Origin of the sequence: Romboutsia lituseburensis DSM 797, assembly GCF_900103615.1 — a bacterium.
Taxonomy (GTDB): Bacteria; Bacillota; Clostridia; order Peptostreptococcales; family Peptostreptococcaceae; genus Romboutsia_F; species Romboutsia_F lituseburensis.
Window position 1 is genome coordinate 263,282 of sequence record NZ_FNGW01000005.1, and the last position, 20,353, is coordinate 283,634.

General features: G+C 27.1%; 17 protein-coding genes. 7 read left to right on the top strand and 10 right to left on the bottom strand.

Features of this window, described 5'->3' with window-relative positions:
• The first annotated feature begins 126 nt into the window (after positions 1–126).
• The 3 genes from BLP75_RS11815 (at position 127) to BLP75_RS11825 (ending at position 3,311) form a co-directional block, all read left to right on the top strand.
• Complete coding sequence (locus BLP75_RS11815) at positions 127–594, top strand: DUF4358 domain-containing protein (RefSeq protein WP_092726321.1); 468 nt, start codon at positions 127–129, stop codon at positions 592–594.
• Positions 595–759: 165 nt separating this feature from the next.
• On the top strand, positions 760–2,136 hold the full coding sequence (locus BLP75_RS11820; protein ID WP_092726323.1) for an MBOAT family O-acyltransferase: 1,377 nt from the start codon (positions 760–762) through the stop codon (positions 2,134–2,136).
• Between the two features lie 14 nt (positions 2,137–2,150).
• Positions 2,151–3,311 (top strand): DHHW family protein, encoded by a 1,161-nt coding sequence (locus BLP75_RS11825; RefSeq protein WP_092726325.1) that lies wholly within the window; start codon positions 2,151–2,153, stop codon positions 3,309–3,311.
• Positions 3,312–3,353: 42 nt separating this feature from the next.
• On the opposite strand, the gene BLP75_RS11830 is transcribed toward BLP75_RS11825, so the two are convergent.
• Positions 3,354–3,872 (bottom strand): amidase domain-containing protein, encoded by a 519-nt coding sequence (locus tag BLP75_RS11830; RefSeq protein WP_092726452.1) that lies wholly within the window; start codon positions 3,870–3,872, stop codon positions 3,354–3,356.
• Between the two features lie 34 nt (positions 3,873–3,906).
• Positions 3,907–4,545: a DUF3298 and DUF4163 domain-containing protein gene (locus BLP75_RS11835; RefSeq protein WP_170139181.1), complete on the bottom strand. Its 639-nt coding sequence runs from the start codon at positions 4,543–4,545 to the stop codon at positions 3,907–3,909.
• Positions 4,546–4,723: 178 nt separating this feature from the next.
• Here BLP75_RS11835 and BLP75_RS11840 point away from each other — a divergent pair, with 178 nt between their 5' ends.
• A complete protein-coding gene (locus tag BLP75_RS11840; protein ID WP_092726329.1) occupies positions 4,724–5,710 on the top strand; it encodes an LCP family protein in 987 nt (328 codons plus the stop codon).
• A gap of 87 nt (positions 5,711–5,797) precedes the next feature.
• On the opposite strand, the gene BLP75_RS11845 is transcribed toward BLP75_RS11840, so the two are convergent.
• Entirely contained in the window at positions 5,798–7,486 is a 1,689-nt protein-coding gene (locus tag BLP75_RS11845; RefSeq protein ID WP_092726331.1) for a family 10 glycosylhydrolase, read from the bottom strand.
• 287 nt (positions 7,487–7,773) lie between these two features.
• Between BLP75_RS11845 and BLP75_RS11850 the strand changes: the two genes are divergently transcribed.
• Together BLP75_RS11850 and BLP75_RS11855 are read left to right on the top strand one after the other, a co-directional pair.
• Entirely contained in the window at positions 7,774–8,907 is a 1,134-nt protein-coding gene (locus tag BLP75_RS11850) for a hypothetical protein (protein WP_092726332.1), read from the top strand.
• A gap of 19 nt (positions 8,908–8,926) precedes the next feature.
• The gene (locus tag BLP75_RS11855) at positions 8,927–9,952 is read left to right on the top strand and encodes a glycosyltransferase (RefSeq protein ID WP_092726334.1); all 1,026 of its coding nucleotides are present in this window, start codon (positions 8,927–8,929) and stop codon (positions 9,950–9,952) included.
• A 32-nt stretch (positions 9,953–9,984) separates the two neighbouring features.
• Here BLP75_RS11855 and BLP75_RS11860 read toward each other — a convergent pair whose 3' ends face one another.
• The 5 genes from BLP75_RS11860 to BLP75_RS11880 form a co-directional block, all read right to left on the bottom strand.
• Positions 9,985–11,124 (bottom strand): C40 family peptidase, encoded by a 1,140-nt coding sequence (locus BLP75_RS11860; RefSeq protein WP_170139182.1) that lies wholly within the window; start codon positions 11,122–11,124, stop codon positions 9,985–9,987.
• Positions 11,125–11,270: 146 nt separating this feature from the next.
• Positions 11,271–12,584, bottom strand: a complete 1,314-nt coding sequence (locus BLP75_RS18405; protein ID WP_092726337.1) for an N-acetylmuramoyl-L-alanine amidase — start codon at positions 12,582–12,584, stop codon at positions 11,271–11,273.
• Between the two features lie 166 nt (positions 12,585–12,750).
• On the bottom strand, positions 12,751–13,455 hold the full coding sequence (locus BLP75_RS11870; RefSeq protein ID WP_092726338.1) for a sugar phosphate nucleotidyltransferase: 705 nt from the start codon (positions 13,453–13,455) through the stop codon (positions 12,751–12,753).
• A 20-nt stretch (positions 13,456–13,475) separates the two neighbouring features.
• Positions 13,476–14,405, bottom strand: coding sequence for a DMT family transporter (locus BLP75_RS11875; RefSeq protein WP_092726340.1), 930 nt, complete (start codon positions 14,403–14,405; stop codon positions 13,476–13,478).
• A 16-nt stretch (positions 14,406–14,421) separates the two neighbouring features.
• Positions 14,422–16,266 (bottom strand): NTP transferase domain-containing protein, encoded by a 1,845-nt coding sequence (locus tag BLP75_RS11880; RefSeq protein ID WP_092726341.1) that lies wholly within the window; start codon positions 16,264–16,266, stop codon positions 14,422–14,424.
• Between the two features lie 256 nt (positions 16,267–16,522).
• Here BLP75_RS11880 and BLP75_RS11885 point away from each other — a divergent pair, with 256 nt between their 5' ends.
• Complete coding sequence (locus BLP75_RS11885; RefSeq protein ID WP_092726343.1) at positions 16,523–17,782, top strand: N-acetylmuramoyl-L-alanine amidase family protein; 1,260 nt, start codon at positions 16,523–16,525, stop codon at positions 17,780–17,782.
• A gap of 32 nt (positions 17,783–17,814) precedes the next feature.
• Here BLP75_RS11885 and wecB read toward each other — a convergent pair whose 3' ends face one another.
• Both wecB and BLP75_RS11895 read right to left on the bottom strand, forming a co-directional pair.
• A complete protein-coding gene (gene wecB / locus BLP75_RS11890; RefSeq protein ID WP_092726344.1) occupies positions 17,815–18,918 on the bottom strand; it encodes a non-hydrolyzing UDP-N-acetylglucosamine 2-epimerase in 1,104 nt (367 codons plus the stop codon).
• Positions 18,919–19,051: 133 nt separating this feature from the next.
• A complete protein-coding gene (locus BLP75_RS11895) occupies positions 19,052–20,347 on the bottom strand; it encodes a UDP-glucose dehydrogenase family protein (RefSeq protein ID WP_092726345.1) in 1,296 nt (431 codons plus the stop codon).
• Between the last annotated feature and the right edge of the window lie 6 nt (positions 20,348–20,353).

The following is a 20,353-nucleotide window of genomic DNA, read 5'->3' on the forward strand; positions in this document are numbered from 1 at the left end:
GACTAATAATTAATAGTTGCCATAATTTTATAAATTTTACATTTTTTACATCACGGATGCAAGTTATATATCTGTAATTATAAATTTATGGTTTTATATATTATAAGTAATTACTAGGAGGTTCTTATGAAAAAGTCAGTAATATTATTGTTTGCTTTAATATTAACGCTAGGTTTAATAGGATGTTCTAAAAAAAGTGAAGTAAAGGATATTCCTGTTAGTGACATCAAATCTGCAATAAATACTGAGTCACTTTTACCTATACAACCTATCGCAGATATTGATGCTAAAGAATTCCATGCATTCGAAAAGGTAAAGGATAAAATTAAAGAAGGCTTTGTAATTCAAGCCCTTATAAATGTAAAATTACAAGATGTATTTGTAGTTAAGACAGATGATGTAGATTCTGTAAAAAAAGCAATAGAAGATTATAAATCTAACTCTTTAAAGCTATTTGGTGATGGGTACGGTGGAGAAGAAAACGTAGATGCTGTAAATAATTCTATTTTAGAAAGTAAGGGTAATTATGTTTACTTTATAGCTACTAAAAATGCTAAAGATATTGAATCTAAAATTTTAGAAATTATAGAATAAATTTTTAAAGATGTTTTAAAATACATTCATTTGACTATTTTAAAACATCTTTTCATTTGATTAAATTATATATAATTTAAATATGTACATAGTATTGTGAAATACGCTTAAATTTACAATACAGTATAGCTTATATAAATTTATTTTTGAGGGGTTGGTGATATTTTGGTTTTTAGCAGTATTACATTTTTATTTTATTTTCTACCTTTGGCTTTATTTTGCTACTTCTTATCTCCAAATAAATTTAAAAATTTTATTTTATTAGGCTTTAGTTTGATTTTTTATGCATGGGGTGAACCTATTTATATTTTAGTAATGCTATTTTCTTGTATAGTTGACTATATAAATGCAATATTAATAGATAAATATAGAGGTACTTTAAAATCAAAATTAGCACTAATTTGCTCTATCTCAATAAATTTAAGTGTATTGGCATTTTTTAAATATACCGACTTTGCTATATCTATATTTAATGATGTATTTTATACTAACTTCGATTTATTAAATATAGCATTGCCTATTGGTATTAGCTTTTATACATTTCAAACTATGTCCTATACTATTGATGTTTATAGAAATGAAGCTCCTATTCAAAAAAACATTATTTCTTTAGGTGCTTTTGTTACCCTATTCCCTCAGTTAGTAGCTGGACCAATTGTAAGATATTCTGATATAGCTTCACAACTAAATCAAAGAGTTCACAGTATAGATAAAGTCTACGATGGAATCTATAGATTTATTTTAGGACTTTCTAAAAAAGTTATTTTAGCTAATAATCTAGGCATTATTTGGACTAATATAAAGTTCTTGCCATCAAATTCTATATCAACATTTACAGCTTGGCTTGGTATCATTTGTTTTACACTTCAAATTTACTTCGATTTTTCCGGTTACTCTGATATGGCTATTGGATTAGGTAAAGTTTTTGGTTTTAATTTTTTAGAAAATTTTAACTATCCCTATATATCAAAGTCTATTACTGAATTTTGGAGAAGATGGCATATATCTTTAGGCATATGGTTTAGAGACTATGTTTATATTCCTTTAGGGGGTAATAGATGTTCAAAGTCAAGATGGTTTTTCAATATATTTGTGGTATGGTTCTTAACAGGATTATGGCATGGCGCTAGTTTCAACTTCATTATATGGGGACTTTATTTTGGATTAATTTTAATTTTAGAGAAACTATTCCTATTAAATTTACTAAATAAAATCCCAAAGTTTGTTAATCATATTTATGTTATGTTTTTAGTTATAATAAGTTTTGTTATTTTTGATATTACTAACATAATGGATATGTTTAATTACTTTAAATCCATGTTTAGCTTTAATAATATTTTAATTGATAAAACTTTCTACTATTACTTAGTACCAAATATCTTTCTATTAGTTTTTGCTATCATGGCATCTACACCTTTTATAAAAAATCAGTTAAATAAATTTAAATTATTAAGGTTTATAACATTAATCTCTGGGTTAATATTATCAACTGCATTTTTGATAGATTCATCTTTTAATCCATTTTTATATTTTAGATTTTAACAGGAGGAGAAAAAATGTTTAATAATTTTTTAAAATATTTTACTATTATATTGTTTTTCACATTTATCTTCACTGTACCTATAATTACTTTGTTTACACCAGATAAAAAAATTAGTGAAATTGAAAATAAAATACTTACACAATTACCCAAATTGAGCTTTAAAAATATACAAGACAAAAGCTTTATGAATAATTTTGATAAATATAGCTCTGATCAATTTCCTTATAGAAATCAATTTATAAAATATAAAAATGCTTATTCTTATATTATAGGAGTAAGGGAGTTTAGAGATGTATATATAAGTAATGATGAGAAATATATGGATAAATTTATATATAATAATAATATAATAGACAAAAATATTTGCCAGGCAACAATTTTATCTAAATATTTCCATGATAATTATAAAATAAAGTCGACACTTATGGTTATACCTACATCTATTGCTTTTTATAAAGATGCTCTTCCTTCTTGGACTATAAGCGATGATCAAAAACATACTCTTGATTACATAAATTTAAAGGTAGAAGAATTATCTAATATAAATTCAAAGAATGACTATAACAATTTTATTAAATTTTATTCACCTTATAATATATTAAAAAAATATACTGATTTACCTATATATTTTAATACAGATCACCATTGGACTCAGCTTGGAGCTAGAATAGCTTATGAGGATTTATACAATAAAAATATCTCTATAAATTCAATTTATGATGGATATAATAAAGTTTCTAGTAATTTCTATGGAACTTATTACTCCAAGGCTATGATTCCCAATATAAAAGGTGATGACTTATACGCATATAATCAATTCAATAATTTTAAGGTATCAATTGATTTTACTAAAAATTTTAACACTCTTTATGATAATGATAGATTAAAAGGGAAAAATAAGTATCAATTTTTCCTACATGGTGATCCTGCTTTTGCTGTAATAGAAGGAAATACTAATAAAAATAATGAAATTTTAGTTTTCAAAGATTCATTTGCTCATAGCTTTATTCCTTTTTTAACTTCTAACTATAAAAAAATTCATGTTGTAGATCCTAGATATTATCATATAGATGTAAAAAAATATCTTTCTCAAAATCCTAATATTAAGGAAGTTTTATTTATTAGTAATATTCAAACATTTAATTCTAGTGAACTTTATAATTTATTAAAATAAAAAATGCTTCTATAACTCAAGTTATAGAAGTATTTTTTTTTACTAATAATAATATCCAAGTATTTTTATATATCTTTTTTCACCCTGTTTTAAGCTTAAGGGATAATCCTTTAAATTATAAGTATGCTGACATATAAGGTAATCTAGTAAGTATTCTCCATCTAATATTATATCTGTAACTATCATTGTATGGTATGCTTTGCCTTCAAACACTAACTGGACTATATCACCTAATTCAAGTTCATTATAATTAGCTATCCTTGCATAAATTCCAAAATTATAACTATTTTCTGTATTATTTCCTATTATATATTTGTAGAAAGGTTCTGCAGCTGTCCATGTAGGTGTTCTTACTTCATCACTATACCAATACCATTTTTGTATTACATTGGTTCCAAAATTATCAAATGGTATATTGCCCGCTTTTATACACTGCGATATATAATTAGTACAATCTCCGCCATAATTTTCATAATTTTTATACATTGGATTATAAGATAATGCCCATTTACGTGCATAGCTAACAGCTTTTTCTCTGTCATATTCATTTAAGTTTTTCATCTTATCCCCTCCCTGTATAGTAACCTTATATGCCCTAACTCCATATATTATTAATGGTATATTCACTTAGAATTTCCTCATATTCTGAAAATAATAATTTAAATTCTACTACATGAGAAATACTTTTACTTATCTCATAACTAGAAAAACAAAGTACAATTCCATCTTTTTCTATATAGAAATTTTGTTCACTACATATTCCTTGAAAGTTTTTTTGTATATCTTCAGGACTATATCTTTTTATTAAATATTGAAATTTTCGATATAATTTATCATTTATTATTTTTATATAATCTTTATCACCATTAAATAAATCAGATAATTTTATTTTCTTAGATTTGTCTAGATCATAATTATAGCAATTAATATAAGTAATATCGTATAATCCTAGCAGTTGTGAGAATTCTATAGGTATACTAATAATATTATTTTTATTTAAAGTGACTCTATACTCGGTTATTACATGTAATATATTTTCAGTTAAAGTAAATATATTTATATTTGCTTCATCACTAGCTACATCTTTAAATGTTATTATGTCTTCGTATACAACATTATTTATTAGATTTATTATATTGCTATATACACTTTCTTCATTTATAATTGGATAGGATAAATTACATTTTACTAAACTTGTACTTTCATCTATAACAATTTTGTCAATGGATAACATATAGATCCCCCTTATCATATTAGTCTTTATTATTAATATGTATCTTAGATGTAATTTGTTATAAATATTAAGCAAATGTAAGTTATACTATTTTTGTAAAAGTTTAGTATTGAATATATTGTAATACTCTAATATAATAAGTATATTATTCTAAAAATAAAAGAAAGAAGGGATTATTTTGTCGAAGTTGAAAAAGCTAGTAATAGTTCTAGCTGTGCTTGTTGTAGCCTTCCCAGCGGCGGCTTTTGGTTATGTATATATGAAATTAAATAGTATACATGATTCCAGTGTAGATAAAAATATATTAGGTAAAAATAATTATAGGGCAGAAAACGGAATAACTAACGTTCTTCTAATAGGAACTGATGGAAGACCTGGAGAAACTTCTTCTAGATCCGATGCAATGATGATACTTACTATAGATGGTAAGAATAAAAGTCTTAAACTTACTTCATTAGCTCGTGATACTTATGTTGATATACCAGGACATGGTAAACAAAAGCTTACTCACGCTTATGTATATGGTCAAGAAAGTTTATTAATTGAAACTATTGAGAAAAACTTTGAATTAGATATTCAAAATTATGCTACAGTTGATTTCTACTCATTTATGGATATAGTAGATACTTTAGGTGGAGTAAGTGTTGACGTTCAACAAAATGAAATTGCAGAAATGAATAAGTTTATAAAATGGGATACTTATAAATGGAATACTAATCCTAATAAAGGACCTATGAAACTTATAGAAAATCCAGGTGTTCAAACACTTAATGGATATCAATTATTATCGTATTCTCGTATAAGAAAGAATGATTCTGCCTTTGAAAGAGATAGAAGACAAAGAAATGTAATACAAGGTTTAATCAACGGTGTTAAAGATTTACCTGTAACTAAATACCCAAGTTTAATTGATACTATACTACCTTACCTTAAAACTAACATGAAGCCAACTGAAATAATAGCTTTAGGTGGTAAAGTATTAAGTATAGGTAATAATGAATTAAAACAAATGGAATTCCCTATAGATGATGACGTTCACAGTACTGGTCATATAATAAACCATCAAACTGGATGGGTACTTGAATTTGTTCCTGATTCATTAGATATATTACATGATTTTATATTCTTAAATATAATGCCTGAAGATAATCCTAAATTAAAATAAAAATAAAAACTTCTTAAGTTATTAATAATAATTTAAGAAGTTTTTTATAATCTAAATAAAAAAAGCTACTTAAACAGTAGCTTTTTTCTATACTAGTCTTCCATCTTGTAGGAATTTGTATGTTATTCCATTTATTATTAAAGTCTCATTTGAAGCCATCGCTCCTCCTGATTTTAACCAATACCATCCATTATAATCTTTAAACCATTGATTTTCTAGCATTCTTCCACTAGGCTCAAATCTATACCATTTTCCACCTACTAATACCCATTCATTTGAAGCCATCGCTCCTCCTGATTTCAACCAATACCATGTTCCATTATAATCTTTGAACCATTGGTGTTCTAGCATTCTTCCACTTGATTCAAATCTATACCACGTTCCACTTAATGATACCCATTCATTTGAAGCCATTGCTCCTCCTGATTTCAACCAATACCATGTTCCATTATAATCTTTGAACCATTGATTTTCTAACATTCTTCCACTTGATTCGAATCTATACCATTTTCCATTTACCAATACCCATTCGTTTGATGCTCTACTTCCATTTGATTTTATCAGATACCAGTTATTATTCTCTTTTATCCATTTAGGCTGATTTGATGGTGAACTGTAAAGTTCTTTCATGTCATTTTGTAATTGACTGTTATTGACTATATCTCTAGCTGAGAAATACATACTACCTTTTATTGTACTATATTTTCTATTTAAAGATACTTGTTGTTTTATTTCTCCCGCTACATCTTGGTAACTATAATCAGCTTGTCCTCTTTTATATACACCTTGTCCTATGTATAAATCTACATTACTTCCTTTTACTTCATTAGCCCACCAACTAACTAATTTAGAATAATCAGCAGCTGAATTTCCTATGGGCCAATATATTTGTGGTACTACATAATCTACAAGACCTTGTCTTATCCATGCTCTTGTATCTGCAAAATGATCTGAATAACTTTCTTGACCTCTTGTATCTGATCCAGTAGCATCACTAGATTTATTTCTCCATATTCCAGCTGGACTAACACCAAATTCAACATTTGGATTAATATTTTTTATAGATGCCTTTACTTCTCTTAATAAAGAGTTTACATTTTCTCTTCTCCAGTCGCTCTTGCTCATTCCATTTCCATACTTATTATATGTTGCATTATCATTCATTCCATCTCTATAGAAATAATCATCAAAATGAACGCCATCCACATCATAATTTTTAACTACCTCTGACACTGAGTCCACTATATGTTGTCTTACCTCTGGTAAACCTGGATTATATGCTAAAGCCTTATACTTTCCATTGTTATGCTCTAAAACCCAGTCTGGATGTTTTCTAGCTGGATGATTAGATGATAGTCTATTTAAGTCTGTTGTATCTGTTGTCACTCTATAAGGATTAAACCATGCATGAAATTCCATACCTCTATTATGAGCTTCTTGTATTAAAAATGGAAGTGGATCATATCCTGGATCCTTTCCCTGAGTTCCTGTTAAATACTCTGACCATGGATTTATGCTTGATTTATAAATCGCATCACCTTTTGGCCTTACTTGAACTACAACTGTATTTATACCTGATCCTTTTAATTTATCTAATAAATCGATATACTCTTTCTTTTGTTGAGCTTGATTATTTTTTGTTGATGGCCAATCCATATTATAAACTGTAGATATCCATGCTGCTCTCATTTCTTCAGAGCTACTTGCAGAAGCTTCTACACTAAAAGTTGTAAATATCATTAATAATGATAAAATTATCGCTTGTACCTTCTTCATTTCATTCCCCCTATTTTATTTTTTTCTTCAGTTTTCTACAAAGACTTACAATATAGAGTATACATAAAGAAAATATGCTAGTCAATGAATGCTAATAAAGGAATTTAATGTATTTAAAGCAAGAATAAAATTATCACATAAATTTATTATACTTTTTTAAAATATAGACTGTTATAAGGATTTATAGTAATATATTATATGACTATTATGGAAAAGAAAGGAGAGAGCTTTTTTGTCTAAAATATGATTATTAGCTTGATTTAGTCATAAAAGCAAATCAATTCATTATGATTATTGATAATATAAAAACTAAATATCCTAAAATTGTATATTTATTACTTAGCGCACTTATCTTTATTTTAATTGCTAAGTCTTATTTATTCTTTGTATACGTAGTTAATTTCAATGGAGAAATCCCAAACAATATAAACTTTGTATGTGTATGGGGATTTAGATTATTTTTAATAAGTTTAATACTATTTATTAAATGGGACTTTTCTGAAATATTACTTTTAATAATCGGACTAGTCATAACTCTTTTAACAAGAAATTCTTTATTTCTTGCATTCTTTGTAATGGGGGTATATTGTAGAAATAATAAAATATCTAATGAATATTTAGTTAAAAATTATTTATTTATCACAGCAATATTTTTCTTAGGTATGATTTTATTAAATGCATTCAATATTTTACCTAATGGAGTTGATGTTCACTATAGAGGAGATTCTATAAGAAATGACTTTGGATTCGGTAACCCAAATTCTCCATTTTTAGCGGCATTACCATTATATGCTGGTTATATTTACTTAAGATTTGACAAGTATGATATTTATGATAGAATTTTGCTTTTAATAGCCTCTTTTGTTATTTATTTTCAAACATATAGTAGAACTGGTCTTATAACTATACTTGCTATATTATTATTTATAGAGATAGTTAAAAGAGTTGACATTAGGAAAAACAAGTTTGCAACCTCTATTTTAACACTGTTACCGTTAATAATAACTGCTTTATCATTCTTTACTGCTAAATTTTTAAATAACAATTTCTTCAATGAAATACTATCTCATAGACCAGAATCTTGGGATATATATATTAAAAATATTAAATTATTTAGAAACCCACATTACTATACACTTAGAGAAACATATCCTTTAGATAACTCTTATATTTTCTCTTTTGTATTGTATGGAGTTATATTTACTATACTTTTACTAGCACTATATACTTACTATATGCGTAAAAATTTATTAGAAAATAATGCTAAAATAATAGCTATATGTTCAATATTTTTAATATATTCATTTGGAGAAAATATTTTATTTAATATTGGTTTAAACTTTACATTAATACTAGCTATAAGCAGTGTTTCTTTTAGGAATTTTTTAGGTCCTAAAAAAAGTATCTTTCAAAGAAAATAAATTTAAATAGGAGGAATCTATGTCAAACATAAAAATTAGTATAATAGTTCCTATTTATAATGGGGAAAAATATATATCAAATACTCTAGATAGCATATTAAATCAAACACTTGAAAATATAGAGATAATAGCTATAAATGATGGTTCTACTGATAACAGTAAAAGTATATTAGATTCTTATATCAAAAAATCAGATAAGATAAGAGTTATTCATCAAGAAAATAAAGGTGTATCTGCTACTAGAAATAATGGAATATTATCTGCAAATGGAGAGTATATCGGATTTGTAGATGCCGACGATTTAATAGATCCAGATATGTATAAAAAATTATATGAAAAAGCTATATCTAATAATGCAGATATTGCTATTTGTGGTTTTATTGAAAAAGATTTAAGCGGTAATATATTAAGAGAATACGAATATCAATATTCAGATACAGTTCTAAAAGATAGCGATATTCGTAATTCTTTTAAAACTTGTTTGAATACGAAAAGAGAGCCTCTAGGCGGTGCTCCTATTTGGAATAAAATATTTAAAAAAAATATATTAATCGAAAATGATATATTAATTGATGAAAGTATTACAGTTGGAGAAGATTTTTGCTTAAATATACGTTGCTTTGATAAGGCCAGAACTGTAGTAGGAACTAAAGAAAAACTTTATCATTATATGAATATTAATCCAGATAGTATAATGTCTAAAATAAGCGATAAGAAATTTTACAATTTTATAGATGGCCGAAAAGCTATACTTAAAAATTTAAGTACTTTTGGTTTTTATTCTGAAGAATATTTAAGATTTGAAAATGGAAGAAATTTTGCAAACTTAATACAAATAGCAGATTATAAAATAAAAAATTCAAATAATATAAAAGATAGCTATAAAATATCAATGGATATTCTAAAATCCGACGATTTTAAATCCTCTATAAAATTAAGTGATAATAAATATTTATCTAAAAACTTACAATTAATTAAAAAGATTTCTCAAGCTAACTTAAATTTTATCATCTTTATAATTTTATATTTAAGAGCAAAAAAATAAGTAAGGTTAAAACCTTACTTATTTTTTATTATTTAATTTATAACACGTCTTGCACTAAAGTAATTGTTATTATAGTAATTCGATGTTAATTTGTCTATTCTAACTGTTTCACCCGGTCTTGGAGAGTGTATAAATTCTGAATTTCCTAAATATAAACCTACATGATTTATAGTTGTTCCATTTGAAGCGAAGAATACTAAATCTCCAGGTTTTAAGTTTGACCTACTTATGGCCGTTCCAAAATTACCCTGATCTCTAGATACTCTTGGTAATGTTATATTTGCACCTTGCTTGTATGCATATGATGTAAATCCTGAACAGTCAAATGAACTAGGGCCTTCTGCTCCCCATACATACGGTTTTCCTATTTGTTTACGAGCTATATTTATTACATTTTGTACTCTCGCATCTGTACTTTCATCAGTATTATCCTCATAATATTCTCCTTGAGGAGTTATATACTTGCTATTAACCCATCCTGTTAAAGAGTTTGAATATTCAACTTTATACCAGTTATTACTACCTCTTTCTATTATCTCTAGATAATTACCAGTATTAACTGATCCAACTACGTCATAATCACTACTCGGACCACTTCTTATATTCAAGAAATCACATTCATTTACTATTGCAATACTTGAAGCATCTTTAGTTATATATGTACCACTCTTATTAAAATCATACCATACGTTGTTAATCTTTAATATTTCATTAGATGCCATTTTACCGCCTGGCTTTAACCAGTACCAAGCACCTTTCGAATCTTGATACCACTCATTAGATGCCATAGCACCACTTGATTTCATCCAATACCATGTTCCATCCTTGTCAAGGAACCATTCACTTGAGTACATTGCACCACTTGTGTAAAATCTATACCAAGTTCCATTTACACTTAGCCACTCATTAGATGCCATCATTCCATCAGATTTTAAATAGTACCATTTATTATTTTCTTGTAACCATCCTGTTTTCTTTGCATTATTTTCATAATAGTACCATTTGCCATTTTCTTGACTCCATCCATTGGCATGCTGTACACTATTATTTTCTACATTGGTTACTGAATCTGCTGATGCAACGTTACCAATTAATGATATCGACCCTGCTATTCCTACAATTGAAGCAGTTTTCAGTAGTTTGTTATCTATATCTTTAAAATTTTTATACATCTTCATTCTCCCCAATATTTAAAAACATTTTTATTTAATTTTACCATATTGTTCTAATATATTCAATTAATAGTATGTTTTTTGTATTGTTGACACCATATTTTTGTTAATTTTAATCGATAATTGATTATTAATATAACTTAATGCTATATTAATTCACCATTTTGATTAAATATATAAGTCTTGTTATCAATAGTTGCACTACCTATAACCATAGAACCATCTTCTCTTAAGTAATATTTCTTATTAGCTAAAGTTAACCATCCGGTTTTCATAGCTCCAGTGTTATCCATATAATACCAAGTATTATTTATTAGCTTCCATCCTATATGCATAGCTCCATCAGAATCTAAATAATACCATGTATTTTTTATGTATTGCCATCCTGTTTTCATGGCACCAGTACTATCTAAGTAATACCATTTACTATTTATATACTGCCATCCTGTTTTCATTGACCCGCTACCATCAAAATAGTACCATATATTACTTATTTTTTTCCAACCTCTTTGCATAGCTCCAGAGTTGTCTAAATAATACCATATATTATTTATCCTTTTCCAGCCAGTTTGCATAGTTCCATTTTCATCAAAATAATACCATAATCCGTTTATTAACTCCCAGCCTACTGCCTTAGTTTTGTCCTGAGGATTATAGTATCTCCATGTTCCTTTATATTTCATCCATCCACCAAAATTATTTTGTATAGTGTTGTAGATTCCATCTGCAACAGCAGTTCCCATTATTCTTCTTTTTTCTGGTGTATCAACAGCTTTTATATCGTTAGCGTTCATATAAGCATGTTCTACTATTACAGCAGGCATTTTTGTTTGTCTTATAACTGCATAATAGTCTGATGTTCCATTTGAAGAATATCTCGACCATACCGGATTATACTTTCTAAGATTTTGAGATGTATTATTTTTTATGCTGTTACCTATATTAGTTGCTAATGTCTTGCTCATCCCACCATTGTTATCTGTTACTGAATGGATTATGTGAGATCCATCTCCATTACCTGTTTGCGTATCGTTATGAACACTTACAAATAAATCAGCTCCTAAACCATTAGCTATAGCTGCTCTTTGTGCTAATTCAACAAAAACATCCGAGTTTCTAGTCATTACAACATTAACACCTTTGTCCTTTAACCTTTTCTCAATCGCTCTAGCTATATCTAAGTTAAGCCATTTTTCTTCAAAACCAAGTTCATCATTAGCTGCACCAGAATCTTTCCCTCCATGGCCAGCATCTATGACGACTGTAAAACCACTTTTAGAATATGCTTGTGCTTTAGTCTTTTGATTTTTAATTTGTTGCTCTAGTTTTTCAACAAGTGCATCTGTCTGTAATTGTTCTTCATCTTCATTATGATATGCCAGTGCATTCACTGTAGTAGATGCAAAAAATAATAATATAAACATATACATTATTGAAAGTTTTTTTAAAATCTTTTTCATACTCTTCTCCTTATTTATATTTTTTATTTATTTGAAACATAATTTAAATAAATTAAATTAGTGCTATTATATTTAATACCCATATTTTTCTTTTATTAATATATTTTGGCGTTTATATATAAGTATAGTAAATATTGTTGTATCTTGTCAAATGCAAAAAAGAAGCTTACGCTTCTTTTTTGTCAAAATTTGTTTTTATATAATTATTTACAAATTCTAAATCATCTAAAGAGTCTATTTCAAAACAATCATCAGAATTTATCTTTCTTATTTGAACATTTAACTTTTCAATATTATCTTTAACGATATCATCCCAATATAAATTTTCAAACTTGCCTGAATTTATAGCTTCTTCTAATTTATCCACTATAATAGTTGAATCTTCTTGTGACCAATATGATACACCGCAAAGTATATATCCTTTATCATCACCTACAACTATATTTTCCACTCTATTATTTTCATCAAATTCTATAATCCATTCATTCTTAAATCCCTCTTTATACCCACTAAAATACGAGGATTTTTTTATATTTTCATCTATAAAATTATTATGTAAATAAACATCTGCATCTATTACATAACTATCACTTAAATAATCTTTGACCAAATACATAGTATATATATTATTGTAAACATCATATTTATCGTTATGAATTAATTCAACTCCGTATTTTTCTTTAATATAATCAAATTTTTCATTTAAATATCCTGTAACTACAATTATATCTTCAATTCCTTTTTCTTTTAAAAATTGGATTTGAGTTTCTAACATTGGTTTGCCATTAACTTTTACTAAGGATTTTGGTGTATCTAGTGTTAGCGGTCTAAGTCTAGTTCCCATCCCAGCTGCTAAAAGTATCGCTCTCATATTTTATTCTCCTTTACGCTTCAATTTTTAGATACCATTATTGAACCTATAATTATCAGTATAGCACATATTACTAACTTTAAAGTAATCGGGCTTCCTATAAATAATACATCAAATAGAATTGCCCAAATAGAATAAGTAACATTTAGGCCTGTTGCCTTTACAGGACCTATGTTGTCAATTGCCGTATAATAAAATATATATGATAAAGTTCCTATTAATGCGGTTGTTATAATAAGAGGCAAAATATTAGATGTAAGTACTATAGATGTTAAGTTTAGACCACCAATAGTAGGCACTATTAATAGACCATAAACCACTGCCGACACTAACTGTCTTATTTGTAAAGCTTGTGTTGGACTTACTTCATCATCTTTCATACCATATGCACAAATCACACTTTCTAAAGACCAACCTATTACACACACAAGTGCGCATATGAACCCTATAAAAAAGTTTGATGTTAAGCTGCCTCCAGGTGCATATCCTAATATAATAATAGCTATTATACTTAAAATTAAACCCATCCATCCTCTTAAGCTTAACTTCTCTTTTAAAAACACATATGCAAAAAATGCTCCTGCTGCTGGGTATATTGCTGAAATACTAGCTGTATAACCTGCTCCAATATAATTTATAGCTAATAAGTATGCTGCCATACCAATTGGCCCCCCAAATAAAGCTGCTATAGCTACAAATCTACCGCTTCGTGTTTTTAATAGTTTAATTGTTTTTAAAAGTTCACCTTTAAACATTGAAAATATCATCATCCATAAGGTTGAAAAAGTATCATGCAAAAATGCACTTATAATAGGTGCTATTAAAATAACTTCTTGGCTTGATACTAATGGTGTTGCACCTAATACAAATCCAGTTAAAACGGTATCAAGTCCCCAGAGCATACCAGATAAAATCCCAGCACTCACTCCAAACTTTTTTATATTGTTCATATCTCATTCTCCACTTTTATAATTTTAATAGATTTTCTTTAGCTCTATTGTATCTATCTATACCATAGCTACCAAAGTCATCACCCTTAGCTTCTTTTATATTAGTCCATAAGCTCCATAAAAAATCTTGACATATTTTAAATATAAGAATTTTCTTTTTATATTTTTCTTCTATATTACTAGTTTGAAAATATTTTTGTAAAAATAGTTCTTCCTCATCTTCACTGAAATCACATTCTATAATATGAGCAGCTAAATCCCACATAGGATCATTTGAACCCGAATACTCCCAATCTATTAAATATAATTTGTTTTCATTACCCTTTATAAAGTTTTCTGGAACTGTATCATTATGACACGGCTTTATTTCTCTATCTAAGTTTTGTAATTGTGATTCTAATTTCATAACTTTATTTCTTATATCTTTATACTCTTCATAGTTTTTTCCGTTAGCTTTTTTTAATAAATCCTCATATTTTATTATTTCACTAAATACATCAAATTCATTTTTAAACTCCAATTTTGAAGTATGAAGTTTTCTAAGTATAGATGTTGTTAATTCCATGATATCTTCTCTTTTGGCAGTTTGTGCATTTATAGTTTCTGCATTTTCTATTAGTTTGCTTATTTTGATACCTGTTATTTCATCAAAGTACAATATATCTGTATCTATATAAAGTTCATTAGCTAATGTGCTATTGTGTTTTTCATTAACTCTATTTATCATACTTTCAGTACCATTACCTGGCATCCTCAATATATATTCTTGCCCACTAATTTTTACTAAGTAGTTTTTATTGGTCATTCCTCCAGCTGGAACTATTTCTTCTATTTCATTTTCTTCAATTTTAAGTATATCTTTTAGTTTTTGTTTTATATTATTTATTTTAATTTCTTGCTCTTTTCTTAATAGTCTACTATAAATTCTTTTTATAAATTTATTATAGTGATTCATAGAATCAATTTCCGACCATACTAAATCATCGATCTTTTTATATCCTATTTTGTACTCTCTACCGATATCCATAAGCATATACTCGTAGTTTAGATATGGATTTTTATTCTCTTTGAATTGTTCTAGCATTTTTTCAAATACTTTATATGATATTTTACTTATACCTATCATTTCTCCATCTATTTTATTAAATTGATGAATATCCTTTGACATTTTATATACATATCCATCTCTAATTTCAACTAAAGCTTCGTCTCCTGATCCACTTTCACTTGTAATAATCATGCAATCTCTATCTTTGCTTTTTAATATTTCTTTTATTGCTCTTTCTTCAAATACCATATCATTTTCAAGTAATAAAAAATCATCATCTATAATGTCTTTTACCATAGATAAAGACATCATAGTTCCACTCCATTTGTACTTGTCATTTTTAACTAGTACTATATTTTTATTTTTCTTTGCATATTCTTCATAATACTCACTTTTATATCCTGTTACTATTACAACTCTTTCAATTCCATGTTCGTTTAATATATCCATGAATCTATCTATTATCTTTTTTTCATCCAAATCTAAAAAAGCTATAGGCATTCCAAATTCTTCTTTTTTTCCAGCAGCTAATATTACTGCCTGTGTTACCTTTTTATTTATCTCTTGATGCATTTTAATCTTTTTATTTTTTTCTTTTTGTATAGATTGTTCTAAATTTTTAAGACCGCTCTCAGTTAACTTATATATGCTTTTTCTTTTTTCTTTTTCTATTATTAAATAACCTAATTCTTCTAGCTCCTTTATTATTCCATTAACACCACCTATAGATAAGCCGGATTTGTCTGCAAGCTCTCTTTGGTTTACGTATTGATTATCATTTATTATATATAAAATCTTATGTAATTTTTCCATATCATACCTCTTATTTTCATTTTTTGAACATAAACTTAATAATAGAATATTACTTATTTTTATAATTGTCAACATATTTAAAAGTTATTATTTATGTTTATGCTATAAATTTAATTAGAAATCTAATTTTTAAAATTTTAACTAAATTCTGAATTGATTTATTTTAATTTAAAACAATATTTTGCCCAAAAAAGCTTGACACTATGCGGATATTCATATACATTGATTAATAATACTAATAAACGGAGGTTTTTAAATGAGTAAAAAATTTATAACTTTTTCAGGTAAATACTTAGTTATCGTATCTTTAGTAACTGGAATATTTTTATTTAATAAAGATTGCTCATATGCTCAGGACTTAGATACATTAAATAAAGGTGTACAAAATAGATCAGCTGAAAGTAAAGCAGTATCTAACTTATATATAGGAAAAACAGCATATTCTCAGTTATCTAAAAGTAACCCTCAAGATACATATAAAATAGTCCTAAATAAATCAGGTAAACTTTCTTTAGATATTTATTCAAGTATTAAGGACTATACATACTTTGTCTTAACTACGGATGATAATAAACAAGTTTTTATGGATAAACAATCTAATAATAATAGCGATAAAGAAATGAAAATAAGTGAATCAGTTTATTTAGATGCAGGAACTTATTATTTAGAAGTTTACGGAAGAACCAAACCTATAACTGCATCTTTCCCTACATATGGTGATTATCATGTAAAATCTAATTTTCAATCTATAGATTCTAATGAAGTTTTATCACCTAATTTAACACCTTTTAATAAACAAATAAATGGTTTATTAACATGGAATTCCGAAACAGATACTTATAAAATAGATATTTCTAAAAAAATGAAAGTAAGAATTGAATTTAATTCATATTTTAATTCATCTATAAAGGTTCGTAAAAGTAATAATGCACTTGTTTGGTCTAGGCTAAATACGTTTGGCGATGAATCTAAACCAATTGATACAAATATATCTTTAGATTTAGAGGAAGGAACATATTATTTAGATATATCAGGCTCCCACCTTTCAGATTCAAATGCTAATGGTAGATATAATTTTACTATTAAAGAAGATTTAAACGGATGGATTCAATCTAATAGTAAATGGTCTTATTACAAAAATGGTATAAAACAAAAAGGATGGCTAAATCTTAATAATAAGTGGTATTATTTAAACAATAACGGTGAAATGCTAACTGGATGGATTGAACTTTCAAATAAATGGTATTATTTAACTATAAGTGGTGAAATGATGACTGGGTGGGTTCAATCAGGCAATTTATGGTACTACTTAAATAATAATGGACAAATGGCAACTGGATGGCAAAAAGTAAATAATTATTGGTATTACTTAAATAATAAAGGGCAAATGATGACTGGATGGCAGAAAATAAATAATATATGGTACTATATGTATGATTCAGGAAGAATGGCTACAAACACAACTATTGGTGGTTGGAGAATTGACGGAAGTGGCGCTGCTACTCAAATAAGATAAATAAAAAATGAACTCCGTAAAGAGTTCATTTTTTATTTAAATTTTTCTATTATTGCATCTACTATATACTTACTAGCATTTCCATCTCCGTATGGATTAGATGCTTTTGACATAGAATTATAAACTTCTATATTAGTTAAAAGTTCTTTTGTCATTTGATAAATAGTTTCTTCTTCTATCCCTGCTAATTTTAAAGTTCCTGCTTCTATTCCCTCTGGCCTTTCAGTTGTATTTCTTAAAACCAATACTGGTTTGCCAAGTGATGGAGCTTCTTCTTGTATTCCTCCACTATCTGTCATAATTATATATGCCTTATTTAAAAAATTATGAAAATCTAAAACATCTAAAGGTTCTATTAATTTTACTCTTTCATGTCCTTCAAATATATTATTAGCAATTTTTCTGACTAAAGGATTTAAATGTATTGGATATATAACTTCTACATCTGTAAATTCTTCTACAATTCGTCTAATAGCTCTAAATATATTTTCCATATTACTTCCAATATTTTCTCTTCTATGAGCAGTAATTAATATTAATCTGTTTGATTTTATATTATCTATATACTTATGGTTATAATCATTTCTAACTGTAGTATTTAGTGCATCAATAGCTGTATTTCCAGTTACATATATTGTATCTTCTTTTTTTCCTTCGTTTATTAAATTTTGTTTTGCAATTTCTGTTGGTGCAAAATGCATATCTGCAATAATTCCTGTTATTTGCCTATTTATTTCTTCTGGATACGGTGAATATTTGTCATATGTTCTAAGCCCAGCCTCAACATGGCCTACTAATACTTGATTATAAAATGATGCTAGTGTGCCAGACAGTGTTGTCGTTGTATCTCCATGTACTAAAACTATATCTGGTTTAACTTTTTTTATAATCTCGTCTAATTGTTGTAATGATTTAGCTGTTATCTCTGTTAATGTCTGACCATTTTTCATTATATTCAAGTCATAATCAGGTGATATATCAAAAGTGCTAAGAACTTGATCTAGCATTTCTCTATGTTGAGCTGTGACACAAACAATACTTTCAATTTCTATCCTTGATTCTAATTCTTTTACTAAAGGTGCCATTTTTATAGCTTCAGGTCTTGTTCCAAAAATAGTCATAACTTTTATTTTCATTTTTATAACCTCATTCTATATTATATTAAATTGCATAAAAAAATTAATTTAAATTACTTTAATAAATTAAAATATTTGTCTTTAAATTTTTAAGTATAATAAAAAGGCACTAATATAAAAAAGTGCCCCCAAATTATCTCCCTATAGAATAATATTCTATACCTAGATTTTTCATGTCTTCAATTTTATAACAATTTCTTCCATCAAAAATTAAAGCTTTTTTCATTTTTTCTTTATAATTAATTACATCATAATTAATTATTTCTTTCCATTCTGTCATAATAAAGCAAGCTTCTGCATCTTTTATAGCCTCGTCTATACTTGTAGTATATTTTATATTTTCTTTGAAAATTTTCTTAGTATTTTCAATTCCAACGGGATCATAAGCTATAACATTAGCTCCTCTATCTACTAAGTATTCTATATTAGTAATAGATGGTGCTTCTCTTAAATCATCGGTACCTGGTTTAAATGTTAGTCCTAATACAGCAACTTTCATCCCCTCAAAGCTTTCAACCAAACGAGATGCCTTTCTAACTAATCTAAGCTTTTGACATTCATTTACTTCTATTGCTGCTTTTATTGTTTTTAATTCATATCCATTATGAGTGGATAACCAGTGTAAGGCTTTAGTATCTTTTGGAAAACATGATCCTCCATAGCCAATACCGGCTTTTAAAAACTTACTTCCTATTCTTTCATCATAGCTCATACCTAATGCAACATCTTCTATATTAGCTCCTACAATTTCACATAAATTAGCTATATCATTCATAAATGATATTTTTAAAGCTAAGAAATCATTAGATGCATATTTAATCATTTCTGCACTATTTCTATTTGTAGCAACTATAGGTTGATTGAAAGGTTTATAAACTTTTTCCAACATTTCCTGTGCCCATAAACTTTCTACTCCTATTACTATTCTAGATGCATTTAATGTATCTTTTACGGCAGTTCCCTGTGATAAAAATTCTGGATTTGATGCTACCTCTACCTTAACATTATTTTTTAAATTTTTCCTTATATACTTCTCTATATCTTGATTAGTGCCTATGGGCACCGTTGATTTAATTACAACTAAAGTATCCTTAGTTATTGAACTTGCAATTTGTTTTGCTACTTTTTTTATGTAATCTAAATTTGCAGATCCATCTTTTCTTTCTGGTGTCCCAACTGCTATCATTATTATCTCTGCATCTTTATATGCACTTTGATAATCTACTGTATAATCTATTCTGCCTATACTATAGTTTTTTTTCATAAGCTCTTCTAAATCCGCTTCGTATATTGGAGATTTACCAGATTTCATAAGTTCTACTTTATTTTCATCTATATCTACACAAACTACATTGTCATGACCAACTTCTGCTAGGCATACACCTGTTACTAAACCTACATATCCAGTTCCAGCAATAGCAATTTTCATGCTTAT

What these genes read in the sequence shown, in the direction of transcription:
- BLP75_RS11815 (WP_092726321.1), top strand. Translation starts at nt 127, where the DNA reads ATGAAAAAGTCAGTAATATTATTGTTTGCTTTAATATTAACGCTAGGT.
- BLP75_RS11825 (WP_092726325.1), top strand. Translation starts at nt 2,151, where the DNA reads ATGTTTAATAATTTTTTAAAATATTTTACTATTATATTGTTTTTCACA.
- BLP75_RS11830 (WP_092726452.1), bottom strand. Translation starts at nt 3,872, where the DNA reads ATGAAAAACTTAAATGAATATGACAGAGAAAAAGCTGTTAGCTATGCA.
- BLP75_RS11835 (WP_170139181.1), bottom strand. Translation starts at nt 4,545, where the DNA reads ATGTTATCCATTGACAAAATTGTTATAGATGAAAGTACAAGTTTAGTA.
- BLP75_RS11845 (WP_092726331.1), bottom strand. Translation starts at nt 7,486, where the DNA reads ATGAAGAAGGTACAAGCGATAATTTTATCATTATTAATGATATTTACA.
- BLP75_RS11850 (WP_092726332.1), top strand. Translation starts at nt 7,774, where the DNA reads ATGATTATTGATAATATAAAAACTAAATATCCTAAAATTGTATATTTA.
- BLP75_RS11855 (WP_092726334.1), top strand. Translation starts at nt 8,927, where the DNA reads ATGTCAAACATAAAAATTAGTATAATAGTTCCTATTTATAATGGGGAA.
- BLP75_RS11860 (WP_170139182.1), bottom strand. Translation starts at nt 11,124, where the DNA reads ATGTATAAAAATTTTAAAGATATAGATAACAAACTACTGAAAACTGCT.
- BLP75_RS18405 (WP_092726337.1), bottom strand. Translation starts at nt 12,584, where the DNA reads ATGAAAAAGATTTTAAAAAAACTTTCAATAATGTATATGTTTATATTA.
- BLP75_RS11870 (WP_092726338.1), bottom strand. Translation starts at nt 13,455, where the DNA reads ATGAGAGCGATACTTTTAGCAGCTGGGATGGGAACTAGACTTAGACCG.
- BLP75_RS11875 (WP_092726340.1), bottom strand. Translation starts at nt 14,405, where the DNA reads ATGAACAATATAAAAAAGTTTGGAGTGAGTGCTGGGATTTTATCTGGT.
- BLP75_RS11880 (WP_092726341.1), bottom strand. Translation starts at nt 16,266, where the DNA reads ATGGAAAAATTACATAAGATTTTATATATAATAAATGATAATCAATAC.
- BLP75_RS11885 (WP_092726343.1), top strand. Translation starts at nt 16,523, where the DNA reads ATGAGTAAAAAATTTATAACTTTTTCAGGTAAATACTTAGTTATCGTA.
- wecB (WP_092726344.1), bottom strand. Translation starts at nt 18,918, where the DNA reads ATGAAAATAAAAGTTATGACTATTTTTGGAACAAGACCTGAAGCTATA.
- BLP75_RS11895 (WP_092726345.1), bottom strand. Translation starts at nt 20,347, where the DNA reads ATGAAAATTGCTATTGCTGGAACTGGATATGTAGGTTTAGTAACAGGT.